23 protein-coding genes are annotated in these 26,775 nt (G+C 67.9%); 13 read left to right on the top strand and 10 right to left on the bottom strand.

Annotation, left to right across the window (positions count from 1 at the left end; translation table 11 throughout):
* On the top strand, window positions 1–2,870 hold a 2,870-nt coding region (locus Q0982_RS13410), incomplete at its 5' end, for an AMP-binding protein (RefSeq protein WP_299396381.1).
* 176 nt (window positions 2,871–3,046) lie between these two features.
* On the opposite strand, the gene Q0982_RS13405 is transcribed toward Q0982_RS13410, so the two are convergent.
* On the bottom strand, window positions 3,047–3,727 hold the full coding sequence (locus Q0982_RS13405) for an IclR family transcriptional regulator (protein WP_299396380.1): 681 nt from the start codon (window positions 3,725–3,727) through the stop codon (window positions 3,047–3,049).
* 126 nt (window positions 3,728–3,853) lie between these two features.
* Here Q0982_RS13405 and Q0982_RS13400 point away from each other — a divergent pair, with 126 nt between their 5' ends.
* Together Q0982_RS13400 and Q0982_RS13395 are read left to right on the top strand one after the other, a co-directional pair.
* A complete protein-coding gene (locus tag Q0982_RS13400) occupies window positions 3,854–5,074 on the top strand; it encodes a CaiB/BaiF CoA-transferase family protein (RefSeq protein ID WP_299396378.1) in 1,221 nt (406 codons plus the stop codon).
* The gene (locus tag Q0982_RS13395) at window positions 5,071–5,961 is read left to right on the top strand and encodes a citryl-CoA lyase (protein WP_299396377.1); all 891 of its coding nucleotides are present in this window, start codon (window positions 5,071–5,073) and stop codon (window positions 5,959–5,961) included. Before Q0982_RS13400 ends, Q0982_RS13395 begins: the two co-directional genes overlap by 4 nt.
* A 36-nt stretch (window positions 5,962–5,997) precedes the next feature.
* On the opposite strand, the gene Q0982_RS13390 is transcribed toward Q0982_RS13395, so the two are convergent.
* Window positions 5,998–6,867 carry a dienelactone hydrolase family protein gene (locus Q0982_RS13390; protein WP_299396375.1) on the bottom strand — a complete coding sequence of 290 codons (870 nt, stop codon included), beginning with the start codon at window positions 6,865–6,867 and terminating at the stop codon, window positions 5,998–6,000.
* 530 nt (window positions 6,868–7,397) lie between these two features.
* On the opposite strand from Q0982_RS13390, the gene Q0982_RS13385 reads away from it, so the two are divergent.
* Entirely contained in the window at window positions 7,398–8,774 is a 1,377-nt protein-coding gene (locus Q0982_RS13385) for a DUF3179 domain-containing protein (RefSeq protein ID WP_299396374.1), read from the top strand.
* 176 nt (window positions 8,775–8,950) lie between these two features.
* On the opposite strand, the gene Q0982_RS13380 is transcribed toward Q0982_RS13385, so the two are convergent.
* The 4 genes from Q0982_RS13380 to Q0982_RS13365 all read right to left on the bottom strand — a co-directional run bounded on the left by Q0982_RS13380 (window position 8,951) and on the right by Q0982_RS13365 (window position 11,745).
* Window positions 8,951–9,475: a peptidoglycan recognition family protein gene (locus Q0982_RS13380; protein WP_299396372.1), complete on the bottom strand. Its 525-nt coding sequence runs from the start codon at window positions 9,473–9,475 to the stop codon at window positions 8,951–8,953.
* 125 nt (window positions 9,476–9,600) lie between these two features.
* Entirely contained in the window at window positions 9,601–9,990 is a 390-nt protein-coding gene (locus Q0982_RS13375; protein ID WP_299396371.1) for a transcriptional repressor, read from the bottom strand.
* Window positions 9,987–10,814, bottom strand: a complete 828-nt coding sequence (locus Q0982_RS13370; RefSeq protein WP_299396369.1) for a metal ABC transporter permease — start codon at window positions 10,812–10,814, stop codon at window positions 9,987–9,989. The genes Q0982_RS13375 and Q0982_RS13370 overlap by 4 nt, the downstream gene beginning before the upstream one ends.
* Window positions 10,804–11,745, bottom strand: a complete 942-nt coding sequence (locus Q0982_RS13365) for a metal ABC transporter ATP-binding protein (protein WP_299396368.1) — start codon at window positions 11,743–11,745, stop codon at window positions 10,804–10,806. The genes Q0982_RS13370 and Q0982_RS13365 overlap by 11 nt, the downstream gene beginning before the upstream one ends.
* A gap of 102 nt (window positions 11,746–11,847) precedes the next feature.
* On the opposite strand from Q0982_RS13365, the gene Q0982_RS13360 reads away from it, so the two are divergent.
* Window positions 11,848–13,026: a zinc ABC transporter substrate-binding protein gene (locus Q0982_RS13360; protein ID WP_299396366.1), complete on the top strand. Its 1,179-nt coding sequence runs from the start codon at window positions 11,848–11,850 to the stop codon at window positions 13,024–13,026.
* A 19-nt stretch (window positions 13,027–13,045) separates the two neighbouring features.
* Here Q0982_RS13360 and Q0982_RS13355 read toward each other — a convergent pair whose 3' ends face one another.
* From Q0982_RS13355 to Q0982_RS13345, 3 genes are read right to left on the bottom strand one after another with little or no spacing between them, the layout of a single operon-like run.
* Window positions 13,046–14,146 (bottom strand): iron-containing alcohol dehydrogenase, encoded by a 1,101-nt coding sequence (locus Q0982_RS13355; protein WP_299396364.1) that lies wholly within the window; start codon window positions 14,144–14,146, stop codon window positions 13,046–13,048.
* 4 nt (window positions 14,147–14,150) lie between these two features.
* Window positions 14,151–15,470, bottom strand: coding sequence for an FAD-binding oxidoreductase (locus tag Q0982_RS13350; RefSeq protein ID WP_299396363.1), 1,320 nt, complete (start codon window positions 15,468–15,470; stop codon window positions 14,151–14,153).
* A 4-nt stretch (window positions 15,471–15,474) separates the two neighbouring features.
* Window positions 15,475–16,722, bottom strand: coding sequence for a PLP-dependent aspartate aminotransferase family protein (locus Q0982_RS13345; RefSeq protein WP_299396361.1), 1,248 nt, complete (start codon window positions 16,720–16,722; stop codon window positions 15,475–15,477).
* A gap of 183 nt (window positions 16,723–16,905) precedes the next feature.
* On the opposite strand from Q0982_RS13345, the gene pcaD reads away from it, so the two are divergent.
* From pcaD to pcaB, 6 genes are read left to right on the top strand one after another with little or no spacing between them, the layout of a single operon-like run.
* Window positions 16,906–17,706, top strand: a complete 801-nt coding sequence (gene pcaD / locus Q0982_RS13340) for a 3-oxoadipate enol-lactonase (protein ID WP_299396359.1) — start codon at window positions 16,906–16,908, stop codon at window positions 17,704–17,706.
* Window positions 17,699–18,082 carry a 4-carboxymuconolactone decarboxylase gene (gene pcaC / locus Q0982_RS13335; RefSeq protein WP_299396358.1) on the top strand — a complete coding sequence of 128 codons (384 nt, stop codon included), beginning with the start codon at window positions 17,699–17,701 and terminating at the stop codon, window positions 18,080–18,082. The genes pcaD and pcaC overlap by 8 nt, the downstream gene beginning before the upstream one ends.
* Window positions 18,079–18,780: a protocatechuate 3,4-dioxygenase subunit beta gene (gene pcaH, locus Q0982_RS13330; protein WP_299396356.1), complete on the top strand. Its 702-nt coding sequence runs from the start codon at window positions 18,079–18,081 to the stop codon at window positions 18,778–18,780. The genes pcaC and pcaH overlap by 4 nt, the downstream gene beginning before the upstream one ends.
* Entirely contained in the window at window positions 18,777–19,352 is a 576-nt protein-coding gene (gene pcaG / locus Q0982_RS13325; protein WP_299396355.1) for a protocatechuate 3,4-dioxygenase subunit alpha, read from the top strand. Before pcaH ends, pcaG begins: the two co-directional genes overlap by 4 nt.
* Entirely contained in the window at window positions 19,345–20,211 is an 867-nt protein-coding gene (locus Q0982_RS13320; RefSeq protein ID WP_299396353.1) for a 3-keto-5-aminohexanoate cleavage protein, read from the top strand. Before pcaG ends, Q0982_RS13320 begins: the two co-directional genes overlap by 8 nt.
* A 10-nt stretch (window positions 20,212–20,221) precedes the next feature.
* A complete protein-coding gene (gene pcaB / locus Q0982_RS13315; RefSeq protein ID WP_299396352.1) occupies window positions 20,222–21,544 on the top strand; it encodes a 3-carboxy-cis,cis-muconate cycloisomerase in 1,323 nt (440 codons plus the stop codon).
* A gap of 14 nt (window positions 21,545–21,558) precedes the next feature.
* Here pcaB and Q0982_RS13310 read toward each other — a convergent pair whose 3' ends face one another.
* Window positions 21,559–22,248 carry a hypothetical protein gene (locus Q0982_RS13310; protein WP_299396350.1) on the bottom strand — a complete coding sequence of 230 codons (690 nt, stop codon included), beginning with the start codon at window positions 22,246–22,248 and terminating at the stop codon, window positions 21,559–21,561.
* Window positions 22,249–22,479: 231 nt separating this feature from the next.
* On the opposite strand from Q0982_RS13310, the gene Q0982_RS13305 reads away from it, so the two are divergent.
* Complete coding sequence (locus tag Q0982_RS13305; protein WP_299396349.1) at window positions 22,480–23,487, top strand: ketopantoate reductase family protein; 1,008 nt, start codon at window positions 22,480–22,482, stop codon at window positions 23,485–23,487.
* 411 nt (window positions 23,488–23,898) lie between these two features.
* A partial coding sequence (locus Q0982_RS13300; RefSeq protein WP_299396347.1) for a S8 family serine peptidase occupies window positions 23,899–26,775 on the top strand: 2,877 nt, incomplete at its 3' end.

Here is a 26,775-nt window from a genome sequence, read left to right as displayed (position 1 = left end):
TCGCGCGCTTCGTACCCAGCGCGCGCCCGGCGCCGGATGCCGCGCCCTATCGCTTCGCCCCGCTGCAGAACACCCTCTCGGCGCTGCGCACCGTGCGCGCGCGGCTGACCCTCTTCCGCTCGGCCATCGGCATCTCCTGGTTCTGGGCGGTCGGCCTGATCGTCATCTCGATCTTTCCGGATATCGCCCGCCGCGACCTCAACGTCTCGGCCCATGTCGCCAACACCCTGATCGGCGGATTCGTGGTCGGCATCGCCGCCGGTGCCGCCGTGGTCACGCGCCTTCTGAAGGGCGAGGTTTCCGCCCGCCACGTGCCACTCGGCGCCCTGGGCATGGCGCTCTGCCTGATCGACCTCTCCTTTGCCGTGCAGGCCTTCAGCCTGGCCGTGACCGTGCCCGGCGAGGTCGGTTTCGCCGCCTTCTTCTCCTCCTGGGCGGGCCTGCGCATCGCGCTGGACATGGCGGCGCTGGCGGCCTTCGGCGGCGTCTTCACGGTACCGCTCTATACCCTGCTGCAGGCCCGCGCGCGCCAGCAGACCCGCTCCTCCGCCATTGCCGGCAACAACATCCTGAACGGCCTCATCATGGTCGCCCTGCTGGGGCTGACGACCCTGCTGCTGGCGCTGGGGGTAAAGGTGCAGACGCTGTTGCTGATGCTGGGCATCGCCAATCTCTGCGTCACCCTCTACGTGATCCGCCTGATCCCCGGCGAAGTGATGAAGGCCCTGGGCGCCACCGTGCTGCGCTGGCTCTTTGGCGCAAGGATCGCCGGCCTGGAGCATTACGGCGACGGGCGCAGTCCGGCGGTGGTGATCGCCAACCACACCTCCTACCTCGACGCGATCCTGCTGGCCTGCCTGCTGCCCGGCCGACCGGCCTTCGCCATCAACGCCTTCGTCGCCAAGCGCTGGTGGGTCCGCCCGGCCTTCCTCTTCGCCGACCTGATCCCCGTGGACCCGGCCAGCCCCTTGAGCGTGCGGGCCATGGTGAAGCTGGTGCGCGACCAGAAGCGCCGCCTGGTGATCTTTCCCGAAGGCCGCCTGACCGTGACCGGTGCGCTGATGAAGATCTACGACGGACCGGCACTGATCGCCGACCGCAGCGATGCACCCGTCATCCCGCTGCGCATCGACGGTGCCCAGTACACGCTGTTCTCGCGCCTGAAAGGCAAGCTGCGCCGCCGCCTGTTTCCGAAGATCACGCTCTCGGTGCTGCCGTCGCGCCGCATCGACGTGCCGGAAAGCTTGCGCGGACGCGCCCGCCGCGCCCATGCCGGTGCGCAACTGCACGACATCATGACTGAGATGGTCTTCGAGACCAGCCCGCGCGAGAAGACCCTGCTGCAGAGCCTGATCGACGCCAAGGAGCTGCACGGCAAGCTGGCGGTGCTGGAGGATATCGAGCGCCGGCCCCTTGGTTACCGGCGCATCCTGGCCGGCGCCTTTGCCCTCGGCACCCGTTTCAGAAAGGCCTTTCCGGAGAGCAAGCGCCTGGGCCTGCTGCTGCCCAACGCCAATGCCGCCGTGATCAGCTTCTTCGCCTGTCATGCCAGCGGCAAAACGCCGGCGATGCTGAACTTCACCGCCGGAGCCGCCGGCATCCGTGCCGCTCTCGAAGCGGCGCAGATCCGCGCGGTCGTGACCTCCCGCCGTTTCATCGAGAAGGCACGGCTGGAAGGCCTGGCCGAGGAGATCGCCAAGCTGGCCGAGGTCGTCTACCTGGAGGACATCCGTCCGGCCATCGGCCCGCTGGCGAGGCTGACCGCCCTGGCCAAAGCCACCTTCCCGCGCCTGGCGCTGCGTCTGGCCGGCCTGCATAAGGCAACGGCCGACGACGAGGCGGTGGTGCTCTTCACCTCCGGCTCGGAGGGGCTGCCGAAAGGCGTGGTGCTCAGCCATGCCAACATCCAGGCGAACCGTCACCAGGTCTCGGCCATGGTCGATTTCAGCCAGGAGGACCGGGTCCTGAACGTGCTGCCGATGTTCCATTCCTTCGGCCTGACCGCCGGCACGCTCCTGCCCCTGCTCTCCGGCGTGAAGACCTTCCTTTACCCTTCGCCGCTGCACTACCGCATCGTGCCGGAGGTGGCCTATGACACCAACGCCACCATCCTTTTCGGCACCGACACCTTCCTCAGCGGCTACGCGCGCCTGGCCCATGCGTATGACTTCTATAGTCTGCGTCTGGTTTTCGCCGGCGCCGAGCGGCTGCGTCCGGAGACCCGGCGCACCTGGTCGGAGAAGTTCGGCGTCCGCCTGCTGGAGGGCTACGGCGTCACCGAGACGGCGCCGGTCCTGGCCGTCAACACGCCGATGAACAACCGCCCGGGTGCGGCAGGCCGCCTGCTGCCGGGCATGGAGCTGCGCATCGTCCCGGTGCCCGGGATCGAGGAAGGCGGGCGTCTGCAGGTCCGCGGCCCCAACGTCATGCTGGGCTACCTGCGCGCCGAAGCGCCCGGCGTGCTGGAGCCGCCGGCGGACGGCTGGCATGACACCGGCGACATCGTCACCCTGGACGACGACGGCTTCATCACCATCCGCGGCCGCGCCAAGCGCTTCGCCAAGGTGGGCGGGGAGATGGTCTCCCTGGCCGCGGTCGAAGCGCTGGCCGCCGAGGTCTGGCCGGAGGCGCGGCTGGTGGCGCTGGCGATCCCCCACCCGCGCAAGGGCGAGCAGGTCGTGCTGCTGGTGGAAAGCGACGGCACCGAACGCCCGCTCGCGGCCCTCAGCGCCCATGCCAGGCAGAAGGGCTTCGCCGAGATCGCCCTGCCGCGTGAACTGCGTCCGGTCGAGACCATCCCGTTGTTGGGCAGCGGTAAGGTCGACTACGCGGGCGCTCAGAAGCTCCTGGCACCGGCCATGGCCGCGTGAGGAGGCGAACATGAGGTTGAAGAGGACTTCATCACCCTTCGAGACGCGGCCCGGCGCGCCGCTCCTCAGGGTGAGGGGAGAGATAGAAGGGATTGACCTCATACTGAGGAGCGCAGCGTCTCGAAGTACGAGGTCAATCGCTGCCTGAAGCCTCTCACACGTGTTTCGGAGCACGCCTAGCGCAGCGCGGCCTCCAGGTCCGTCGCCGCGGCGGTGAGGAGGTCGCGGCAGCGCCGCTGGTGCCCCAGGCCGAACTGGGCGGCGAGGCCGGAGAGGCAGAGCGCCCCCAGCAGGCGGCCGCCATCGTCGCTCAGCGGCACCGCGACGGCGGCGAGATGAGGGTCGCGCTCCCCGAGCGAGAGCGCATAGCCGTCGCGGCGCACCCGCTGCAGCGCCGGGTCGTCCTCGCCGCCATAGGCGCGCAGGACCTTGCCCGCCGCCCCCAGGGTGAGCGGCAGGCGCGCGCCCTCCTCCAGATGGTGGCGCAGCTCGCGCAGGGAGTTTTCCCGGTAGAGGCAGGTGCGGGTGAGACCGCTGCGCACATAGAAGGACGCCGTCTCCCCGCTGTCGTCGCGCAGGCGGCACAGCACTGGGCGCAGCAGCGCCTCCAGGTCGCTCTCGTCACGGTAGAGGCCGCCGAGCCGGGCCAGGCTGGGGCCCAGACGGTAGCGGCCGTCGGCCCCGCGCGTCAGATAGCCGAAACGCTCCAGCGAGCCGTTGAGGCGGAGGATCGTGCTCTTGTAGAAGCCGGTGTGCTCGGCAAGGGCAGCGAGGCTCAGCGCCGCCTCTCCCTCGGCAAAGGCCTCCAGGATCGTCAGCGCCCGTTCCACGGCCTCCACACGGTCCTGGACCGCCATGTCGCCTAATCCCAAATTCTGTCTGACAGAACACTATGGCCTCATTATAGCGCAATTTGTTGCGTTGAGCAGAATATCTGGCACAACAAGCCTTTGCCAAAAGCTGTCGAGGGAAGGCCGGAAGCGATGACCCCCTGTCTGCATGGCGCCTGTCTGCACGGCGTCAGAGTGCTCGACCTCACCAACGTGCTGGCCGGCCCCTTCTGCTGCCACCAGCTGGCCCACCTGGGGGCCGAAGTGATCAAGGTGGAGGTGCCGGGCAGCGGCGATCTGGCGCGTCAACTGGGCGCCGATGCGGAGTTGAACGCCCGGCGCATGGGCGTCTCCTTCCTGGCGCAGAACGCCGGCAAACGCTCCCTCACCCTCAACCTGAAGCATGCGGAGGGCAAGGCACTGTTCCGCCGCCTGGCCGCTACCGCAGATGTGGTGGTGGAGAACTTCCGGCCCGGCGTCATGGAGCGCCTCGGGCTCGGCTTCGAGACTCTGAAGCAGGATCGCCCCAACCTGATCTACTGCGCGATCTCCGGTTTCGGCCAGGAGGGGCCGCTGCGCAACCTGCCGGCCTACGACCAGATCATCCAGGGCATGTCCGGCGTCATGTCCATCACCGGCGACGCGGACACCGCGCCCTACCGGGTGGGCTACCCCATCGCCGACACCATCGGCGGCATGACGGCGGCCTTTGCGATCGCCGCGGCCCTGGCGCGGCGCGGTACCGGCGCCCAGGAGCCCTGCTTCATCGACGTGTCCATGCTGGAGGCGACGCTGGCCACCATGGGCTGGGTGGTCTCCAACTTCCTCATCGCCGGGCGCGAGCCCGAGCCGCTGGGCAACGAGAACTTCACCGCCAGCCCCTCCGGTACCTTCCGCACTGGCGAAGGCCTTCTCAACATCGCCGCGAACAAGCAGGAACAGTTCGAGGCTGTCTGCCGCGTGCTGGGCCGCCCCGAGCTTGCAACAGACGCCCGTTTCGCCGCCCGGCAGGACCGCCTGGCAAACCGCCGGGCGTTGAAGGCGATCCTGGAAGAGGCTCTGGCCGCCCGCTCCGCCGCCGACTGGCAGCAGGCGCTGAACGCGGAGGGTGTGCCCGCCGGCCGGGTGCTGACGGTGCCGGAGGCGCTGAGCGAGCCGCAGGTGCGCGACCGCGGCATGGTCGCCACCTTCGAAAACGCGCCGGGCGTCGGGCGCGACATCCGCGTGGTGCGCAGCGGCGTCAAGATCAACGGCGCGGCCCCGGCGGTGAGCGCGCCGCCGCCCCGCCTCGGCGAACACTCCCGGGACATCCTGGCCGAACTGGGGCTCGGCGCGGCAGAGATCGACCGCCTGGTGGAGGAGCAGGTGCTATGACGACAGAGGACAGAGACGCCGCGGAGTCCGATTGGTGGTCGACCGCCATCATCGAGATGGAGCCGGGCGTCATCCGCTACCGCGGCTACGCCATCGAGGAGCTGATCGGCCGGGCGTCCTTCGCGCAGATGATCTGGCTGCTGCTGCGCGGCGAACTGCCCGGCCGCCAACAGGCGGCGCTGCTGGACATCGCCCTGATGGCCGCGGTCGATCACGGCCCCCAAGCCCCCTCCATCGCCATCGCCCGCATGGCCGCCACCTGCGGCCTGGGCCTGAACAACGCCATGGCCTCCGCCGTCAACGTGCTGGGGGATGTCCACGGCGGTGCCGGCGAACAGGCGCTGGAGATCTATCAGCGCATCGCCGCGCGCATCGAAGGCGGCAAAAACATCGAGGACGCCTGCGCGGCGGAGCTCGAGGCCTTCTTTGCCGGGGGCGGGCGTTTCCTGCCCGGCTTCGGGCACCGCTTCCATCCCGTCGACCCCCGTGCGCCGCGCCTGCTGGAGATGGTCGACCGCTACGCGGAACAGGGCAGCGTCAGCGGGAGCTTCGCCGCCATCGCCCGCGCCCTGGAGACAGCGCTGGCGGCGCGCAAGGGCAAGGCCATCCCGCTGAACATCGACGGGGCGACGGCGGTGATCTATGGGGAGCTGGGTTTCCCGGCACCGCTTGCCCGCGGCCTCTTCTGCCTGTCCCGCTCCGTCGGCATCCTCGCCCACGCCTGGGAGGAATCGCAGTCGGGCCTGCGCAACAAGGGCCCGCTGCCGCGCGAACGCCTCTGGCGCTACGACGGGCCCGCGCCAAGGCCGGTCCCAGAACAGACCCAGACAGAACAGACCCAGACAGAACAGACCCAGACAGAACAGACCCAGCCAGAGCAGACCTAGACAGAGCAGACCTAGACAGAGCAGACCTAGACTGCGTCAGTCCTTCAGCCAGCGGTCCAGAAAGGCGGGAACCCTCTCCAGGGCGTCGGCCCTGGCCGCCGGGTCGCTGCCGACCAGGGGGACGACACCGCTCGCCAGACGGTGACGGGGGAGCGGCTGCCGGCGCAGGTTCGGCGCGTCGAAGCCATGCAGGGCGCCGGGATAGAGATGGATTGCGGCCGGAGCACCGCGCCCCGCAGCCGCCGCAATGAATGCCTTGCAGGGGGCAGCCGGGGTCCAGTTGTCGGCTTCGCCTTGAAGCACCAGCAAGGGCACCGCCGTGGTCCAGGTGCCCGGCACCACGCGCGTAAACGGCGCCGACTGCCGGGCTTCATCGCAGACACCGGGGTAGAAGGCGACCGCCGCGCGGAAATCGTGCCGCGGCGGCGGCATGGGTCGGCCAATGCTCTCGCGGACGATCGAAAGCAGCACGGCGGCACCGCCCTGGGACCACCCGAGCAGCCCGATGCGGTCGGGCCGGACGACGGGAGAGGCTTGTAGAAAGGCCAGCGCCGCGTAGGCATCCTTCGGGCGGTCGCGATACATGATCGAGCGCTCGGGCCCGCGTGCGCAGGTTTCCCCGAAGCCGCGCGGCCCTGCGGAATCGACCAGCAGAACGGCATAGTCGCGCTCCACCAGCACCCTGGTCCAGGCCGCATAGATGGCGGCAATCCCGCCGCCGGCGCCCAGGCCGCTGCATCCATGGAGCAGCACCAGCGCCGGAAAGGGCGGCTGTCCATCCGGTCGATAAAGGTAGCCGGTTAACTCGGTAACCCCGTCGAGCGAGGCGAAGCGCAGCGGCTCTTCCGCCCAGGCGCGGTCCTGAAAAAGAAGAACGGCAATCAAAAGGCCAAGGATGCGCACCACCGTCCACTCCCCCGGTACGGGAGCGGACAGGCTACCACCGTGGCTTTGCGGACGAACAGGGAGGAAGTGCTGGAAAAACAAAGGGCTCAGCGGCCATTGGCCGATGAGCCCCGGGGCAATGCTGGCTTTTTGAGCCTGCGCCGTCTCAGAAGATGGCGATCCCGGCCATCAGCACGACCCAGAAGGCGAGGCCGGCCAGGAAATGGTCTACCGAGATGCGGGTCGTCGACTCATTCATCTTTCCCGACATGGTCTTGATCCCGTGAGTTCCGAAGTCCGTTAAGGGGTATATAGGGAGGCCGCCCCTGCCTCGGTGTGCCAATTCCCACAAGAAATCGAACACTAACCCGGAATTTTCCCGCCCTGCGCGGGTCACAGCGCCTGCGGCAACGGAGACAGGGTCACAAAACCCCAGGGAATCCGCGCCACCGGGAAGCGTTCAAGCGACTGTGTTGAGCTGTGAATCGACCTTTTGCGGCAGATGATCACATCTCTGAGAGCGTGACTTTGACCACAAGGAAGGGCTCGCCATGCCGCCGCACCGCCGCTCTCTGCTCCCCGCGCTCGCCTTGGGGGCTGCGCTCACCCTGACCGCAGCCGCCGCCCCGCAGGCAGCGGCGGAGCCCGATGAAGAGATGCTGGGCCACAGCCTGGGCCTTTTCGCCGGCAATCCCGAGGCGCGCCGTGCCGCGGTGGAGGCGATCCGGGCGAGCGGACGCGAGGACATGATTCCCGCCCTGATCCAGGCGCGGCGGTTCCTCACCACCGTCCCGGGGATCGAAGAGGCGCTGATCGAGCTCACCGGCCACGAGGGCGCGGATTCCTGGCACGAGTGGATGCTGTGGCAGGAAGCCAACCCGCAGATCATGCCTTTCGAGGGCTTCGAAATCTTCAAGGCGGCGCTGTTCATGCGCATCGACCCGAACTTCGCCTTCTTCCTGCAGCCCGACGTGGCCCACGAGATCCGCCTGGAGGAGATCGTCTGGGGCGGCGTTGTGAAGGACGGCATTCCGGCGCTCACCAACCCGGTGCTGATCGCGGCAGCCGAAGCGGACTACCTGGGCGCCGAGGAACTGGTCTTCGGTGTCAAGATCAACGGCGATGCCCGCGCCTATCCCCTCCGCATCATGGACTGGCACGAGATGTTCAACGATGTGGTCGGCGGCGTTCCCGTCAGCCTCGCCTACTGCACGCTCTGCGGCTCCGGCATTCTTTTCGAGACCACGGTGGAGGGACGCGATGCGCCCTTTGTCTTCGGCTCCTCCGGCTTTCTCTACCGCTCCAACAAGCTGATGTACGACCAGGAGACCCATTCCCTGTGGAACCAGTTCACCGGTCGGCCGGTGGTGGGCCCGCTGACCGGCTCCGGCATCGAACTGAAAACACGCCCGGTGGCCATCACCTCCTGGCAGGCTTGGCGGGCGGCCAACCCGGAAACCAGCGTGCTTTCGCTGGAAACCGGCCATACGCGGGATTACAGCCCCGGCGCGCCTTATGGCGCCTACTTCTCCAGCCCGGACCTGATGTTTCCCGCCCTGGTCCGGCAGGACGACCTGCAGGCCAAGGACTACGTCTTCGCCCTGCGCTCCAGCGGCACCGAGAAGGCCTGGCCGCTGACCCGCTTTGCCGGCGGGCAGGTGATCAACGATCAGGCCGGCATCCTCCACATCGTGCTGCTCGGCGACGAGGCGACACGCACCGTGCGCGCCTACCGCCGCGACGGGCAGACCTTCACCCGCGGCGAGAGCCTGGCGGAACTGCGGTCGGAGGCCGGGACCTGGCAGGTTACCGAAGAAGCCCTGGTCGGCCCCGGCGGAGAGCGTCTCGCCCGCCTGCCCGGCCACGTCGCCTATTGGTTCGCCTGGGCCGGCTACCTGGGCGAAGAGGGCGAGGTGGCGGCGCAGTAAGCGCCGCTTAGTCTTCGCCCCGCGCATCCTTTTCGGGGCGGTCGCGGTTCTGGGCAGCGTCTGGCTCAGCCAGGTCGCCGGGCTGCGCCCGCGACGCCTGACGCCGTCCACCCTGGGACAGCCCTAACCAAAGGCGGAGTGGAGCAGCCGCAGCACCCGCGGCTGGCGAGACGTCGTCAGGTCCTGCCGATGTCCTTGAAGAACTCCGACCTGGGAAACAGCTTCCCCGGGCAGAGGGTCGCCTCGCCCGGGGTTTCCCCGTGTAGAGTCACCCGCTCCGCAGCGATGTCGAAGCGGCGCATCAGGTCGCGGCAGAGCGCGATGGTCGCGTCATACTGATCGGCGGAGGGCACGGTGTTCTGGAAGTTGCCGATCAGGCAGATGCCGATGCTGCGGAAGTTGCGGTCGGTGTTGCGCGCCGAGACATGGGCGCCCCAGAGCCGCAGCGACCAGCGCTCGCTGGGCACCACTGCCCCCGCCTCGATACCCTTCCCGTTGCCGATCAGAAAGTGATAGGGCACCTCGGGCACCGGGTCGCCGGCTTGGCGCTGGCGGTGAACGCGGCGCAGCAGCGCCAAGTCGCCGGAGGCCCCGGCGCTGTGGTGGATGGTCAGATAGTCCCAGCGGTTGAACCAGTAGAGCGGCAGCCCGGCAAGAGCCAGACTAGCAAACGATCCCTGCAGGAAATGCCGGCGCTTCATCGCCTTGCTCCCCAAAATGCCGATACGGCGGCGGCGCAAGCCTCGATCTACACGCAGGATAAGCCGGCAATGTGGCGGAGACGGGGCGGTATCAGGGCCAACCCTGCCCTTGCGGTCTGTTGAGCTTAGTGCCCAGCACAGGCGGCACAGCGGCCGTGCAACTCAACGGTCATGTGGCGGGTCTCGAAACCGGCCTCGCCGACAACGGACTTCAGCCCCTGCTCGCTGGCCGGAAAGGCGAACTCCGTCACCTCGCCGCAGTCGTCGCAGATGGCAAAGCCCGCCGCGGCCTGGTGATCGTGGGCGCAGCAGGCGACGTAGGCGTTGAGGCTTTCGATGCGGTGGACCAGCCCCTTTTGCCCGAGGGCCTCCAGCGCGCGGTAGACCTGCACCGGCGCGCGCAGCCCCGCCCCCCGCAACTGGTCAAGCAACGCGTAGGCCGAAAGAGCCGCTGAGCTGGCTGCGAGCCGGTCGAGCACGAGTTGCTGATTGCGGGTCAGCTTGGGTTTGGTCATGACGTCTTCTCCAGAGCGCCCGCGGGGCGCGAGCCGCGCCGCACCGCATGAGACAGCAGCGATAGCACGAACAGCAGCAGTGCCGCGACCACCACCGAGGGGCCGGAGGGCGTGTCGAACTGCAGCGATCCGAAAAGGCCCAGCACGACAGCAAGCATGCCGAGCAGCGAGGCGATGAGCGCCATGGCCTCCGGCCCCGGCGCGAAGCGCCGCGCGGTCGCCGCCGGGATGATCAGCAAAGAGGTGATCAGCAGGATGCCGACGATCTTCATGGCGATGGCGATGACCGCGGCCATAAGCAGCATGAAGATGATGCGCGCCCGTTCCGGGTTAAGGGATTCGGCCGCGGCCAGCTCTTCGCTCACGGTGCCGGCCAGCAGCGGCCGCCAGATCGCCGCCAAGAGAGCCAGTACGGCGAGCCCGCCACCGTAGATCAGGGCGATGTCGGTCTGCGTCACCGCCAGCAGGTCGCCGAAGAGATAGGCCAGCAGGTCGATGCGCAGCCACGCCATGAAGGAGACCAGCACCAGCCCCAGCGCCAGGGTGGAGTGGGCCAGAATGCCCAGCAGCGCGTCGGTCGGCAGCACGGCCTGGCGCTGCAGCAGCACCAGTGCCATGGCCCCGCCGGCAGCGATGGCAAAGACGCCGAGGGTGATGTTGACCTCCAGCAGCAGGGCCAGGGCGACGCCCAGCAGCGCGGAGTGGGCCATAGTGTCGCCGAAGTAGGCCATGCGCCGCCAGACGATGAAGCAACCCAGCGGCCCGGCCACCAGCGCCACCCCGATGCCGCCGATCAGCGCTCTCGTGAAAAAGTCATCCAGCATCGCGCGGGTCCCGCTTGGCCGCCGTCCCGTCTTCAGGGAGTGGTGACTCACGATCATGATGATGGTGGTCGCCATGGTCGTGCCCTTGGTCGTCCCCATCGTCATGGCCGACCACCCGTCCGTCGGGCAGATGCACGTGATCGTGGTCGTGGCGGTAAATGGCCAGGGCCGCCGCCGCGCGGGAACCGAACAGGGCGCGGTACTCCGGGCTGGCGGTCACCGTCTGCGGGGTGCCGGAGCAACAGACGTGACCGTTCAGGCAGATCACCGTGTCTGTCTGGCCCATGACGATGTGCAGATCGTGGGAGATCATCAGAATGGCGCAGCCCAGGCGGTCGCGGATCCCGCTGATCAGTTCGTAAAGCGCAATCTCGCCACCGAAATCGACGCCCTGCACCGGCTCGTCCAGCACCAGAAGCTGGGGCCGGCGGATCAGCGCGCGCGCCAGCAGCGCACGCTGAAACTCGCCGCCGGAAAGCTGCTGCACCGGCTGCTCGGCGAGATGGACGATCCCCACTTCGCCAAGCGCGGTGTCGATCTCCGCGCGCCCGTGCCGTCCGGTCAGGGTCATCAGCCGGCGCACGGTCAGAGGCATGCTGTAGTCGATGGAGAGCTTCTGGGGGACATAGCCGATCCGCAGGTCGGCACGGCGGGTCAGGTTTCCCTCCGTCGTTTCGAGGATACCCAGCAGCGCCTTCACCGTTGTGCTCTTGCCGCTGCCGTTCGGCCCGATGAGGGTGACGATCTCCCCCGGGCGGATGGCCAGGTCGACGCCGCGCACGAGCCAGCGGTCGCGGCCACGCACGCCCAGCCCCCGAGCCTCAATCAAGGGCGCTTCAATCAAGGGCGCCTCCGCTGCCTGAACCTCAGGCTGGGGCGTGTCGGTGCCGCTGCTATCCACCGGCATCGGCGCCGGCGTCACGTTTACCATGAGCCTTCCAGAGTTTCCCGTTGCAGGCTGAATTTCGAACGTTATATTGTTACAATCCTGGCGCCCCTGCCGCAAGCCGCTCGCCAGCCGACACCCCCTATTATGAGGACTCTTTGGACCATGCGCATCTCGGCCTCTTCCGCTGCCTTCGCCGCCCTGTTTTCCGCCGTCCTTCCGGCGGCCGCAGCCGAGGCGCCCGTGGTGGTCACCAGCATCGCCCCGATCCACTCCCTGGCCGCCGGAATCATGCAGGGCGTCGGGGAGCCGCACCTGATCGTCAAAGGCGGCGGCTCGCCCCACAGCTACAGCCTCCGGCCCTCCGATGCCGCGGCGCTGGAGAAGGCGGCGGTCGTGTTCTGGGTGGGCGATGAGCTGGAAGTCTTCCTGGAAGGCCCGATGAAGTCCCTGGCCGGAGACACCAAGGTGCTGTCCCTCGCCGAAGCGCCCAACATCGAGCTGCTGCCGTTCCGCGAAGGCGGCCCCTGGGCGGAGCATGACGACCATGGAGATCACGGTGCCCATGGTCATGAGGACCATGCGCACGAAGACCATGCACACAGCGGGCACGGCCATGAAGAGCATGCCGAAGCGAAGCACGCGCACGACGAACACGCCCATAGTGAACACGGGCACGAAGAGCACGGGCACGAAGAGCACGGGCACGAAGAGCACGGGCACGAGGCGCATGCGGATCACGCCCATGGTCATGCTCATGACCACGCCCACGAAGCAAAAGGCCATGAAGGCCACGCCCACGGCGAAAACGACATGCACATCTGGCTGGATCCGCACAATGCCCGGGCCATGGCGACCGCCATTGCCGAGGCCCTGATCGAGGCCGACCCGGACAACAGCGGCGTCTACCGCGCCAACCGCGAGATCCTGCTGCGCAGACTGGATCAGCTCGACAAGGAAATGACGTCCGAGCTGGCAAGCGTTCAAGACAAGCCGTTCATCGTCTTTCACGATGCCTATCAATACATGGAACAGCACTTCGGCCTGAATGCCGTCGGCTCCATCACCGTCAGTCCGGAACGCCAGCCCGGCGCCCAGCGCCTGAACGAGATCCGCGAGAAGATCGCCGAGCTGGGCGCGGTCTGCATCTTCGCCGAGCCGCAGTTCGAACCGCGGCTGGTCGGCGTGGTGGCCGAGGGCACGCAGGCCAAGACCGGAACCCTGGACCCCCTGGGTGCAGATCTGGAATACGGCCCGGAGATGTACTTCTCCCTGATGCGCGGCAACGCCGAGGCTCTGCGCAACTGCCTCAGCGCAAGCAGCTAACCGCGGCTCAGAAGGACTCCTAAAGGATCGCCAGGTAGTCGGCCTCGCTCGCCGCACGCGGGTTGGTGGCGTGACAGTGGTCGAGCAGCGCCGCCGCCGCGACGGCCGGTAGCTGCTCCCTGCTGACGCCCATGGCGGCGAGGCCTTGAGGCAGGCCGATCTCCCGATTCAGCGCAGCGATTTGGGTGTCCGGAGGGCCGCCCAGCATCGCTTCCAACCGGTCCCACTTGTCACCGACCGCCGGCCGGTTGAAGCGCAGCACCGCCGGCAGCAGCACGGCGTTCAGCGTGCCGTGATGAAGAGCCAGATCCGGCAGCGCGCCCAGCGGGTGGGAGAGCGAGTGCACCGCGCCGAGGCCTTTCTGAAAGGCCATGGCGCCCTCCATGGAAGCCATCATCATGTCCCAGCGCGCCGCGCGGTCCTGCCCCTCCGCCACCGCCGTCCGGATGGCTGCGTAGCCGCGGGTCAGCCCCTCGAGAGCGATGGCGTCCGCAGGCGGATTGACGGCGGCGGAGAGGAATGTCTCCAGGCAGTGCGCCAGGGCGTCCATGCCGGTCGCCGCCGTCAGCAGCGGCGGCAGACCCAGCGTCAATTCAGGATCGCAGACCGCCAGCGAAGGCAGCATCAGCGGCGAGAGAATGCCCAGCTTGCGGCCATCGTCCATGACGATGACGGCGCCGCGCCCCACCTCTGAGCCGGTGCCCGCCGTGGTCGGCACTGCGATCAAGGGCGGCAGAGGACCCTTGATGCGGGCGACGCCGCCTTCGACCGCGGCATACTGCGCGAGCGGCGGTGCCTGCCCAGCGAGCAGCCGCAGGGCCTTGCCCAGGTCGATGGAAGATCCACCACCGACGGCCAGCACGCCGTCGCAGCCTTCGGATTGATAGACGACAAGCGCGGCCATGACCGCCGCCTCCGTCGGATTGGCCGGCGTCCGATCGAAGATCGCCGGGCCTTCGACAAAGCGCTGTGCGATGGGCGCAATCAGACCCAGCGCCGTCAGCCCCGGATCGGTCACCAGCAGGGGCCGCTTCATGCCAAGCTCGGCGCAGAAGTCCGGCAGCTTCGCGGCCAGCCCGAAGTCGAACTCGATCCGCGTCAGGTAGCTGATGGTGGCCATCGCCTTATCCGAGCACCGAAAAGCTGCTGTCCTGGTTCACTTCGCGCAGACGCGAGAAGCTGCCGCAGTCGATGCTGTGGTCCAGGTTGCTGAGCTTGAAGCGCAGCGGCTGTGCGTCGTGGTCGCCGCCGCCCTCACAGTAGTCGATCAGCGCCGCCATCATGCGCCCGGCGACCGGCGCGTTCTTGAACTGGTTACCGCTGCTGCCGATCGCCATGTAGAAGCCGTCGATGGCGGACCTGTCATAGATCGGGATCCAGTCCTCGGTGACGTCATAGAGATCGACGACCCCTTTGGGGCTCTGGGAGACCTTCAGCGCCGGCAGGCGCTGGGCGTAGCGGTAGGCCTGGGTCACCGCCTGGTCGGTGAGATCGCGGTTGAAGGCGTCCGGGTCAACCATCTCCCGCGGGTCGCAGTCCGGGTCCTCGCTGCCCACCAGAATGTGGTTGCCGGTTTCCGGACGGCAGTAGCAGGCGATATCGCTGTCGGAGATCACCAGGCCGTTCTTTTCGAAGTCCAGGCCCTCCGGCGCCTTCACATGCACCACCTCCTGGCGCAGCGCCTGGGTGGTGATGCGCATGTCGCCCTCGGCCCCGGCCAAACGGTTGACTTGGGCCGAATGGGGACCAGCAACGTTTACCACCACCGGTGCTGAAATGCGCGAGCCGTCGTCCAGCACCACGCCCTGCACGCGCCCGCCCGATACCGGGATCTCGACGACGCGCTTGTTGAACAGGAAGGTCCCGCCGGCGGCCTCCGCGGCGCGCTGCAGGTTATGGGAGGCCAACTGCGGGTCGCTGATGTAGCCGGCGGTGGGGAAGTAGATCCCACCCTCCAGCGCACCACCCGTGGGGGCCCCGAAATCGGCATCCGTCATCAGCTTGGCCGGCCAGTGGCAGGCGAGGTCGTAACCGGGCAGCGCCGCACGGACCTGCTCCGCATCCCAGTGCTCGTGCGGGATGTCCAGGGCCTCCACGGTCTTCAGAACCTTGGCAAGGCGGTCGTTCTGCTGCGTCTTCATCACCAGGCAGCCGCAGTCGTGGAAGACCGCCAAACCCCGCTCGTCCAGACCCCGCTCGTCCGCACAGCTCAGATAATCCGCCCAGTGCTTCCAGTAGAAGTAGCCGTCATAGGCCAGGGCGGTGCCGTCCAGGGTGGAGTAGTGCACCCGGATGATGGCGCAGGAGTTGGACGTCGAGCCGTAGCCCGCCGCCGGCAGGGCATCGACGTTGAGGGTCTTGCGCCCGCCGCGCGCCAGTTCCAGGCCGACAGCGGCCCCGATCACCCCCGCGCCGATGACGATGGCATCGTAGCTTTGAGCCATGGCGTCATCCCACCTCTCGGGTCGCGGCACGCCGTGCAGCGGCTACCGCATCGGTGAACTCGCGCGTCAGCAGGTCGATGTCCTCGACGCCGACGGAGACGCGGATGAAGCCCTCGCTGATGCCGAGCGCCGCCCGCCCCTCGACAGTGAGGCCGCGGTGGGAAGAGCTGGCCGGATGGCTGATGGTCGTCCCGACGTCGCCCAGGGTCGGTGCGAAGGCGATGTTGCCGGCGGCGCGCACAAAGGCGTTTACGCCCGCGCGGTCTGCATCCAGCTCGAAGCTCACCATATGGCTGAAGTTGCCCTGCAGCAGGTCGCGGGCCAGGGCGCCGTCGGGGTGGTCCGCCTCCCCGGGGTAGAGCACCCGCAGCACGCCCGGCAGGCCGCGCAGGTGATCGGCCAGGTCCTTGGCGTTCTCCTGCGCGCGCTGGAAGCGCAGGTCGAAGGTGTTGAGGCCGCGCTCCGCCAGCCAGCAGTCGAAGGGGCTGGCGTTCAGCCCCCAGGTGGTGACCGCATCGTAGAGCGCGGTGGCGTGCCCGGGATCGCGCGCACCGACATAGCCCAGGGTGACGTCGCTGTGTCCGGCCAGCAGCTTGGTGACCGAATGGACCACGAGATCCGCGCCGTGGTCGAAAGGCTTGAAGGCGCGCGGCGTGGTGAAGGTGTTGTCGACCACGAAGATCAGCCCGCGCTCCTTGGCGAGGCGCGCCAGCCCCTTGATGTCGGCGACCCGCAGCGTCGGGTTGGCCACCACCTCCACCAGCAGAAGTTTGGTTTCCGGCCTCAGCGCCGCTTCCACCGCGGCGACGTCGGAGGCATCCACCAGGCTTGCCTCGAAGCCCATGCGCGGCAGGTCCTGCGTCAGCAGGCGCAGGCAACGGCCGTAGAGCTGGTTGCCGGCAACGATGTGGTCGCCCTTTTCCAGCAACGCCAGAAAGACCGCAGAGATCGCCGCCATGCCGGAAGCGGTCATGATCCCCTGCCCGAACCCCTCCTGCCCGGCCCTCTCCTGCCCGGCCCTCTCCTGCCCGGCCCCCTCCATCCAGGAGATCTTGTCGGCCAGGACAGAGGCGTTGGGGTGGCCCTCGCGGGCGTAGCTGTAGCCGCCGGCCCGCCCCTCGTAGACGGCATCCAGGGCATCCGCGTCCTCGGCGCAGTAGACCACCGAGGGAAAGAGCGGGGTCACCAGGGGTGTCGTCTCCGACGGCGGCAGGGTCGTACGGCGCACGACCGAACGGTCTTCAGGCTTCATGGTCCGGGCCTCGTCTCTGCGATCGATCTCTTGTCCTCCACTACGCACACCGCCGGGGATCGGTCAAGGGCGCGCCGGGACCTGTCTGCGTTCCGGCCCATAGCCCGTTTGAATAGGGCCCGAGATGTGGAATAAAGGGGGCCGCAATCGAAGACCAAGAAAAACAGGGGAGCCCGGACGGACATGCACTTCATGGCGGTGAACGGCCTGACGCTGCATATCAGCGACAGTGGGGACGGCGGAAACCCGGCCAAACCGGTGCTGGTCTTCGCCAACTCCCTGGGCACCGACTTCCGCATCTGGGACCGGGTGGTGGCGCGGCTGGGCGATAGCTTCCGCATCGTCCGCTACGACAAGCGCGGCCACGGTCTCTCCGACCTGGGAACACCGCCCTATGTGATGGACGACCACGTCGGCGATCTCTCGGCTCTCCTCGACGCCTTGAGCATCGACAACGCAATCCTCTGCGGGCTCTCGGTCGGCGGCCTGATCGCCCAGGGGCTCTACATCCGCCGGCCGGCGCTGGTGCGCGGCCTCATTCTCTGCGACACCGCCCACAAGATCGGCGACGACAGGCTGTGGAACGACCGCATCGCAGCCGTAGAGGCTGCTGGAATCGAGTCCCTCGCCGAGGGCATCATGGAGCGCTGGTTCACAAAGGCCCTGCGCGGCGACCCGGTGGAACTGGCCGGCTGGCGGAACATGCTGACCCGCACCCCCGCCGGCGGCTATGCCGGCACCTCGGCGGCCATCCGCGATACCGACTTCACCGAAGCGGCCAAGGCAATCGCCGTGCCGACGCTCTGCCTGGTGGGCGAGGAGGACGGCGCAACGCCACCCGCCTTGATGCAGGAACTGACGGCGCTGATTCCCGGTGCCCGCTGCGCGGTCATCGCCGGTGCCGGGCACCTGCCCTGCATCGAGCAGCCGCAGGCGGTCAGCGATCACATCCTGAGCTTCACGCAGGAGGCCGGCCTTGCCTGACGACAGCCGACAGAAGCAGGGACGGGCCACACGCGCTGCGGTTCTGGGCGAAGACCACGTCGCCCGCGCCGAGGCCGCGACAACGGACTTCGATGCCGACTTTCAGCGCTTCATCACCGAAGGCGCCTGGGGCGGCGTCTGGTCCCGACCCGGCCTCAACCGGCGGGAGCGCAGCCTGATCACCATCGCGCTGCTGGCCGCCCTCGGCCACGACGAGGAAGTCGCCATGCACGTTCGCGCCTGCGCCAACACGGGCGCGACGCCGGAAGAGATCAAGGAAGCGCTGCTGCACGTCGCGGTCTATGCCGGCGTGCCCGCCGCCAACCGCGCCTTCAAGATCGCCAAGAGCGTCCTGAGCGAGGGAGCAGCCGAATGAGCTTCAGGGCAAGGGACTGGTCGAGCCATCCGCCGCTGCTCTATCCGGACTACAAGTCCACAGGGCTGCGCGGCGCGACCCGGCCGCTGGTGCCGCTGCCGCAGGGCAGCACCGAAACCACCGGCCCGCACTACGGGGCCGAGACCCTGAGCCCGGCGGACGCGGACCTGACCCTGAACGGCCGCAGCAGTGGCGAACCGCTGGGCGAGCGCATCATCGTCACCGGCCGGGTCACGGATGAGGACGACAAACCGCAGGCCGGCATGCTGATCGAAATCTGGCAGGCCAACGCCGCCGGGCGCTACATCCACAAAGCCGACCAGCACGATGCGCCCCTGGATCCGAACTTCTTCGGTGCCGGGCGCTGCGTCACCGATGCCGAGGGGCGCTACCGCTTCACTTCCATCAAGCCGGGCGCCTATCCCTGGGGCAACCACGACAATGCCTGGCGGCCCGCCCACATACACCTGTCGCTTTTCGGCCCCTCGGTCGCCACCCGCCTGGTCACGCAGATGTACTTCCCGGGCGACCCACTGCTGGATCTCGATCCGATCTTTCAGGCGACACCGGCACCGGCCCGAGACCGCGTCGTCTCAACCTTCGATCTGGCGACCACGGAGGCGGGCTTCGCCCTCGGCTACCGTTTCGACATCGTGCTGCGGGGCCGGGACGAGACGCCCATGGAGCGGAAGCCATGAGCAAGGGCCAGACGCCGTCGCAGACCGTGGGACCCTTCTTCGCCTATGGCCTGACGCCGGAGCAATACGGCTACGCCTTTCGCAGCCTCGCCTCCGCGGACCTGCGCGACCCGGCAACGGAGGGACAGGAGATCCGCATCGTCGGGCAGATCTTCGACGGCGCCGGGGCAGCGATCCCCGACGCACTGGTGGAGATCTGGCAGGCCGACCCCGAAGGCCGCTACCTGCAACCGGGGGACACCGGCAACCGCGGCTTCACCGGCTTCGGGCGCTGCGGAACCGGCAGCGGAGCGGAAAACGAATTCGCCTTCGCCACCTACAAGCCCGGTGCCGTCGGCGCGGGGCAGGCGCCCCATATCTGCGTGATTGTCTTCATGCGCGGACTCCTGAGCCACCTTTACACGCGGATCTACTTCGCCGATGAGAGCGCGGCCAACGCGCAAGACCCGGTGCTGGGCGCGGTCGACCCCGAACGCCGGGCCACCCTGATCGCCGAGGCGGTGGAACCCGGCACCTACCGCTTCGATATCCATATGCAAGGGGAGCGGGAGACCGTGTTCTTCGATGTCTGACAGTCCGGTAAGCACGGCGGCAAGCACCGCCGGACCTTGCATCATCACCGTCGCCATCACCGGCTCGGTGCCGCGCAAGGAAGACAACCCGGCCGTGCCCATCACCGTCGCCGAGCAGGTCGAGTCGACCCAGGAGGCCTTCGAGGCCGGGGCCAGCATCGTCCACGTGCATGTGCGCGACGAGGCACAGCGTGCATCCTCGGACCCCGACAAGTTCGCCGCCTTTCAGGAGGGCGTGCGCAAGCATTGCCCGGGCATGATCGTGCAGTTTTCCACCGGCGGGCGCGGCCGCGCGCCGGAGCAGCGCGGCGCCATGCTCCACCACGCGCCGGACATGGCTTCGCTGGCCACCGGCTCGGTGAATTTCCCCAACATGATCTACGAGAACCCGCCCGATCTGATCGACAGCCTGGCGGAGACCATGCTGCGCCACCGGGTCAAGCCGGAGGTCGAGGTCTTCGACCTTGCCATGCTCTACGCCGCCGCCGAAATGGCCGGCGACGGGCGCCTGGAAACGCCGCTGCACGTACAGTTCGTCTTCGGCCTGAAGAACGCCCTGCCGCCGCGGCGCGAGATCCTGGAGTTCGAGGTGGCGCAGTTGAAAGCCCTGCAGCCCGATGCGACCTGGACCGCCGCCGGCATCGGCCGCAGCCAGCTCGAAGTGAACCACTGGGCGCTGGAGATGGGCGGCCATTGCCGCACCGGGCTGGAAGACAACATCCGCTTCGACCGGTCGCGCCTGGCGGCGAGCAACGCCGAACTGGTGGCCCGCGTCGCCAATCTCTGCGACGAGTACGGACGGCATCCGGCAAGCTGCCGCGAGGCCCGGGCGATCCTCAACCTGCCGGACGCGACCTGAACGGACAGCGATGGCAGCCCTTCCCTTCGACAGCCGACTCTACGGCGACCTGCTTTCCGACGCCGAGATCGCCGCCAGGCTCAACGACGCAGCGGAGCTGCGAGCCATGCTGGCTTTCGAAGCGGCGCTGGCCCGCGCGGAGGCCCGCTGCGGCGTCATCCCGCAGGATGCGGCAAAGCAGATCACGGCGGTCGCGGACAATCTCACCCTGGATCCTGCCGCCCTGGCGGAGGCAACGGCCCGCGACGGGATTCCGGTGCCGGGACTGGTCGCGGAACTGCGCCGGGCCGTCGGCGGCGAGGCGGCCAGCTTCGTCCACTGGGGCGCCACCAGCCAGGACGTCATCGATACCGCTCTGATGCTGCGGCTGCGGCGGGTTCTGGACCTGCTGGAGGAACGGCTGACGCGGCTGTGCCGAAGCCTGGCGCAGCGCGCCCGCGCCGAGCGCGGCACCGTCATGGCCGCCCGCACCTGGGGGCAGCAGGCGACGCCCACGACCCTGGGGCTGAAGATGGCCGGTTGGCGGGCGCCGCTGCTACGGCACTGCCGGCGCCTGGCCGAACTGCGCCCGCGGCTGGAGGTTCTCTCCTTCGGCGGCGCGGCGGGCACCCTGGCCGCCCTTGGCGACAAGGGCGTAGCGGTCGAGGCCGCGCTCGCCGAGGAGCTGGGGCTGGCGGTGCCGCCGCTGCCCTGGCACGGCCAGCGCGATGGCCTGGCGGAACTGGCCGGCTGGCTGGCGCTGGTGACCGGCAGCCTGGGCAAGATCGCCGGCGACGTCGCCCTTCTCAGCCAGAGCGGCATCGGCGAGCTCCGCGAAGGCGCGGGGGGCGGCTCTTCCACCATGCCGCAGAAGGCGAACCCGGTGCGCTCCAATGCCGTTGTGGCCCTGGCGCGCCACAACGCCGGCCTCGCCGGCCAGATGCAGACGGCGGCCCTGCATGGGCTAGAGCGCGACGGCGCCGCCTGGCAGCAGGAATGGCTGGTCCTGCCGCAGATGCTGCTGGCCTGCGGCGCGGCGCTCAGACAGACAACCGTGCTGATCGAGGACCTCCGGGTCGACGCCGCGCGCATGGCCGCCAACCTGGACGCGGCCAAGGGCCTGGTGCTGGCCGAGGCGGCAAGCTTCGCCCTCTCCGCCCACATGCCCCGCGACGAAGCCCAGGCGCTGGTGAAGGTCGCCTGCAAGGAGGTTGCCGCCTCAGGCCGTCACCTGATGGACGTCCTTGCGGAGATGACCGAGGCGCCGGTGGACTGGTCGCGCCTGCGCGACACGGCAGGCTATCTCGGCATGACGGAGCGCTTCATCGACCGCGCCCTGAGAGACAGCGACTGAACTCGGGGCGTAGATCAGCGCAGCCGTGCGCTCCGCAATGCCCGTTCCGCCACCTCCGCGTTGGCTGCGGCCTGAAAGAGCTCCCAGCGTTCTTCCTCCGTCAGGTCGAAGAGGGCTTTCGGTGGCCCCATCCGCTCGAGGATCAGGACCTCGACACGGTCCTTTGCATCGGCGATCACGAGCGTATTGCCGATGCGGCGGGAGAACAGCGCGGTGAAGGCCCCGATGATGTTCACGCAGCGCCCGACCCCCCGCTTGGCATCGAAGCTGGCAAAGGTGTAGCGCAGGCCGCCCCAGCGGTCCGAGAACGCCTTACACAGGGCTTCATGGATCTCGGCGTCAGAGGCGCCGCGGGGAACCCGGAGCGCGGCCTCGCCTTCCGTCCAGCCCGATGGTCCCTCCGCCGCAACCAGGGCCACCAGAGCGAAGCGGATCTCGGCACGGATGTCGTCGCTTCCAAGGACTGCATCGTCGGACCGCACGGAAAGGCTGCGCAACTCGGCCCGCCGGGCGGCCAAAGCCGCGCGGGCGCCCCGTAGGACAAAGGTTTCCCGCGGGCCGTCGCGCGGCGCGGCCAAAGGCAGGTAGCCCTGCGGCAAGCGGACCTGGAGACGGCCGTCCAGAGCAGTCTGCAGCGCGGTCGGACGGCCCGCACAGGCCGCAAGCCCGATGGCCACTGCGATGACGACTAGGACCCGACGCAAGATGTCTCTGCCCCCGGTTGCGACACGGATGTTCCTGCGACCCAGAGCCAGCTTATCACAGCTTTGGCGCCACTCGCCGAAGCCAGTGTCTCCGTGTCGTTTCCACAATGCGGAAAAGGCTTTCGGTGAGCTTTACGAAGCCACGCGCGCTGTTTCATAGTGCCTTAAAGGAAAGACCGGCCGAAGAAGACCTACGATGGCCGGCGGCACGGAAGAGGGAGGCTGAAACGCATGCGAGTCTGTGTAGTCGGCGCCGGAGCGATCGGCGGCCTGATGGCGGTGAAGCTGGCGCTTGCCGGCAATACGGTGACAGTGGTCGACCAGGGTGCCCATCTGGCCGCGATCCAGAAACAGGGACTGAAACTGATCTGGGAGGACGGCTCGGAGTTGACGGCCGAGCTGCGCGCCGTCGCTTCCACCGCCGAGGCCGGCAAGCAGGACCTCGTCATCCTGGCCGTAAAGGCCCACTTCCTCGACCAGATCGCCCGCGACATCGGGTCCTTGCTGGACAAGGATACCATGATCGTCACCGTTCAGAACGGCATGCCCTGGTGGTACTTCCACGGCTTCGGCGGCGATCTCGACGGCCGGCGCCTCGACACCCTCGACCCCACGGGCCTTCTGGGGCGCCACATTCCGGGAGAGCGCATTGTCGGCTGCGTGGTCTATCCGGCAGCGGCCGTGACCGGGCCCGGCGTGATCACGCACGTCGAAGGCGACCGCTTCCCCGTCGGTGAGTTGGACGGCACTGCGAGCGCCCGCGCCCAGACACTGCACGATGTTCTGGTCGAGGCCGGCTTCCGCTCCCGCATTCTCGACGACATCCGCTCCGAGATCTGGCTGAAGGCCTGGGGCAACCTCTCGTTCAACCCCATCTCCGCCCTGACCCACGCCACCTTGGAGGACATCTGCCGCTTCCCCCAGACCCGCGCGCTGGCGGCAGGCATGATGGCCGAGGCCCAGGCCATCGGCGAGAAGCTCGGCGTCACCTTCCGCCACACCATCGAAAAGCGCATCGCCGGAGCGGAATCAGTCGGGCGGCACAAGACATCGATGCTGCAGGATGTCGAAGCGGGCCGGTCCCTGGAGACCGAGGCCCTGATCGGTTCGATCCTGGAGATGGGCCGCCTGACGGACACGCCGGCCCCTGCGATCGAAGCGGTCTATGCCTGCGTGCTGCTGCTCAACAAAACCATGACGGCCGAGCAGTCCGGGGTACGGCTCGTCGGTGCGGCGTGATCCCAACTGCCCGGTGGAATCTACAACCTTTGGGAGAATCTTCCACCTTTAGTGGATCTTCCAGACCCGCGCATCACGGAGGACGACCAGCAGCGGAAAACAGCCGTTGATCCAAGCTGCGCGTTCCAATTAAGCTTTTGTTAGTCTTGCCAGGGCACAACTCTGGAGAGGCAGGGGATAACGAAACCGCACTTCAGACGCATGGGCACAGCACGCATTCGCCACGATGGCGGCCGCCGATGATACGGCGTGGGACAAGAGGTCTCAGCCTGAGCGCCCAATCGTCTCCGGGCGATCCCCTCCTTTCTTCGAATCACCGACATCCGACTGCGCTTCGCGGCACTCGCGCATCGCAGAGGCTTGCGCGCCGGGCGCGCGGGCACGGACTCGCAAGAGAGTTGAGCGACCGCCATGAGATCGTCCCTTCGCAGCTTTAGGTACGCCCCCGACTCCGATGGCCGGGAAGGCTTTTTCGGAGATCTGAGGGAGTCTTTCACCGACCTCTTTGCCTACGATCGCTTCGACTGGCCCGACCTGCCGTCGCCCAGCAGCGTGGCCTTCCACGCCATCAAGCCGGTGGAGGGCGCCCGCGGATCGTCAGGCATTGCCGACGACCCCGTCACGCTCTACACCACCACGAACTCCGACGTGCCGATCCGGACCTTCGGTCAGGTGGTCGAAGTGGACGGCGGAACGGTGCCGCTCTCCAACACCTCCGGCCCGGTGATCGGTGTCGATGATTTCCGCCTCGACGCCCGTTTCGCCGGCATCGACGGCAGCGGCTATTCGGTGGTCGTTCTGGACAGCGGCATCGATCTGGACGACCCCTTCTTCGGGCCCGACGCCAACAACGACGGCGTCGCCGACCGAATCGTCTACCACTACGACTTCGCCGACAACGATGCCGACGCCAGCGACGTCGACGGTCATGGCTCCAACGTCACCAGCATCGCCGCCTCCTCCGACGGCACCTATACCGGAATGGCCCCCGGCGCCGACATTATTTCGCTGAAGGTTTTCAGCGATAACGGCTCCGGCTTCTTCAGCGACATCGAACAGGCGCTGCAGTGGGTCATCAACAACGCCGAGGCTTATAATATCGCCAGCGTGAACATGTCGCTGGGCGACGGCGGCAACTATGGCTCGCCGGTGGGGCTCTACGGTATCGCCGACGAGCTCTCGGTCCTGGCCTCGATGGATGTGATCGTCGTCTCGGCCTCCGGCAACAGCTTTTACGAAGTGAACTCCATTCAGGGGGTCGCCTATCCTTCCGCCGACCCGAACTCCCTCTCCGTCGGGGCAGTCTACGACAGCAGCGGCGGCGGCTTCTCCTACGGCAGCGGCGCCATTGCGTACTCGCGGACCACGGACCAGATCACGCCCTTCAGCCAGCGCGACGACAACCTCTCCGACGTCTTCGCGCCCGGCGCCCCGATCACCGGCGCCGGTGCCGGTGCCGGCCTGACCACCATGCACGGCACCAGCCAGGCCGCACCCCATATCGCAGGGATCGCGGTTCTGGCACAGCAACTGGCAGAGCAGGAGCTGGGCCGCAAGCTGACGGTGACCGAGTTCACCGATCTGCTCGCCAGCAGCGGCGACAGCATCTTCGACGGCGACGACGAAGACGACAATGTCGTCAACACCGGCAGCACCTATCAGCGCGTCAACGTGCTGGCCTTGGCCGAGGCGATCATCGCCTTGGCACCGCCCGATCTCGACCCTGCGGTCTTTTCGATCTCTGCCCTTGATGCCGAAAAGCCCGAAGGCGACAGCGGGACGACTGGCTACAGCTTCACAGTGACCCGCAGCGGCAACACGTCAGGCAACGACAGCGTCGACTACGGCATCACCGGCAGCGGTGCCGACCCCAGCGATGCCGACGACTTCCAGGGCGGCGGCTTCCCCAGTGGCCAGGTCACTTTCGCGCCCGGCGAGACCAGCAAGGTCGTCACCGTCGAAGTGCTTGGCGACAGCGACCTGGAAAGCGACGAGGGCTTCACCGTCACGCTGTCCAATCCTTCCGTCGGCGCTCAAATCTCCATCGATTCCGCAGACGGCACCATTCAGAACGACGATACGGCCCCGCCACCGCCTGGTGAAACCGTCGTGCTGATCGATTCGGACTTCGACGATCCCGGCGCGGGCGCCGATGGCTTCACCTACGTCGCCGACGCCTTCGGCGGAACAACCGGTCCTTCCTACACGCGCGGCGCGTGGAGCGAGGGTGAACTCACCATGCTGCTCGGCGGCAGCGACAACGACGATATCTTCGACATGTCCGGCGGCTGGCAGCGCAGCTTCACGCTGGACCAGGACGCGGAGGTCTCGCTCTCCTTCCTCTACACGCTGACACAAGCCCAGAGCTATGAGGCCGACGAATACAGCCAGGTTCTCTTCAGCCTGAACGGCGGGCCGCCCCAGCTCGTCGCCGAGATCGTCGGCGACGGAAACGGGGGCGGCGAAAAGACCACCGGCCAACAGGCTTTCGTGGCCGACCTCGGCCTGCTGCCTGCCGGCACCCATACGATCGTGCTTGGCGGCTACAACAACAAGAAGACCTATAACAACGAAAGCACCGAGATTCGCTTCGACGATGTGCAGGTGACCGGCACCCCGACGGCCCCGCCGGCGACCTTCCTTGCCATCGCCGCAGACGATGCCGTGAAGGCCGAGGGCGATGGCGGCAGCACCGCCTTCACTTTCACCGTCACCCGCACGGGCGATACCAGCCAAGCCGGCAGCGTCGACTACGCGGTGACCAGCACCCAGGCCGACGGCGCCGACTTCCTCGGCGGCGTCCTGCCCGGCGGTACGGTTGCCTTCGGCGCCGGCGAGGCCAGCAAGACGCTGACCGTCGAGGTCGCCGGCGATACAGACTTCGAAGGCGACGAGGCTTTCACCGTCACCCTCTCCAACCCCTCCGCCGGCTCCGAGATCACCGGCGCCAGTGCAGCGGGCACGATCCAGAACGACGATCCGGTCCCGCCCGCGACCTTCCTTGCCATCGCAGCAGACGACGCCGTGAAGGCCGAGGGCGATGGCGGCAGCACCGCCTTCACCTTCACCGTCACCCGCACGGGCGATACCAGCCAAGCCGGCAGCGTCGACTACGCGGTGACCAGCGCAGAGGCCGACGGTACCGACTTCTTCGGTGGCACGCTGCCCAGTGGCACGGTTGCCTTCGGCGCCGGCGAGGCCAGCAAAACGCTGACCATCGAGGTCGCCGGCGACACCGACTTCGAAGGCGACGAGGCCTTCACGGTCACGCTCTCCAACGCCTCCACG

It is taken from the genome of Pelagibius sp. (assembly GCF_028281305.1).
GTDB lineage: Bacteria > Pseudomonadota > Alphaproteobacteria > Kiloniellales > Kiloniellaceae > Pelagibius.
Note: the sequence above shows the minus strand (reverse complement) of the source record. Positions and strands in the feature narration are given on the sequence as shown.

Coding starts and splice junctions, on each gene's coding strand:
- Q0982_RS13370 (WP_299396369.1), bottom strand. CDS start 10,814: ATGCTGGATGACTTTTTCACGAGAGCGCTGATCGGCGGCATCGGGGTG.
- Q0982_RS13405 (WP_299396380.1), bottom strand. CDS start 3,727: ATGGCGGTCCAGGACCGTGTGGAGGCCGTGGAACGGGCGCTGACGATC.
- pcaD (WP_299396359.1), top strand. CDS start 16,906: ATGCACTTCATGGCGGTGAACGGCCTGACGCTGCATATCAGCGACAGT.
- pcaH (WP_299396356.1), top strand. CDS start 18,079: ATGAGCTTCAGGGCAAGGGACTGGTCGAGCCATCCGCCGCTGCTCTAT.
- Q0982_RS13385 (WP_299396374.1), top strand. CDS start 7,398: ATGCCGCCGCACCGCCGCTCTCTGCTCCCCGCGCTCGCCTTGGGGGCT.
- Q0982_RS13380 (WP_299396372.1), bottom strand. CDS start 9,475: ATGAAGCGCCGGCATTTCCTGCAGGGATCGTTTGCTAGTCTGGCTCTT.
- Q0982_RS13305 (WP_299396349.1), top strand. CDS start 22,480: ATGCGAGTCTGTGTAGTCGGCGCCGGAGCGATCGGCGGCCTGATGGCG.
- pcaG (WP_299396355.1), top strand. CDS start 18,777: ATGAGCAAGGGCCAGACGCCGTCGCAGACCGTGGGACCCTTCTTCGCC.
- Q0982_RS13345 (WP_299396361.1), bottom strand. CDS start 16,722: ATGAAGCCTGAAGACCGTTCGGTCGTGCGCCGTACGACCCTGCCGCCG.
- Q0982_RS13400 (WP_299396378.1), top strand. CDS start 3,854: ATGACCCCCTGTCTGCATGGCGCCTGTCTGCACGGCGTCAGAGTGCTC.
- pcaB (WP_299396352.1), top strand. CDS start 20,222: ATGGCAGCCCTTCCCTTCGACAGCCGACTCTACGGCGACCTGCTTTCC.
- Q0982_RS13395 (WP_299396377.1), top strand. CDS start 5,071: ATGACGACAGAGGACAGAGACGCCGCGGAGTCCGATTGGTGGTCGACC.
- Q0982_RS13350 (WP_299396363.1), bottom strand. CDS start 15,470: ATGGCTCAAAGCTACGATGCCATCGTCATCGGCGCGGGGGTGATCGGG.
- Q0982_RS13320 (WP_299396353.1), top strand. CDS start 19,345: ATGTCTGACAGTCCGGTAAGCACGGCGGCAAGCACCGCCGGACCTTGC.
- Q0982_RS13355 (WP_299396364.1), bottom strand. CDS start 14,146: ATGGCCACCATCAGCTACCTGACGCGGATCGAGTTCGACTTCGGGCTG.
- Q0982_RS13360 (WP_299396366.1), top strand. CDS start 11,848: ATGAGGACTCTTTGGACCATGCGCATCTCGGCCTCTTCCGCTGCCTTC.
- Q0982_RS13375 (WP_299396371.1), bottom strand. CDS start 9,990: ATGACCAAACCCAAGCTGACCCGCAATCAGCAACTCGTGCTCGACCGG.
- Q0982_RS13365 (WP_299396368.1), bottom strand. CDS start 11,745: ATGGTAAACGTGACGCCGGCGCCGATGCCGGTGGATAGCAGCGGCACC.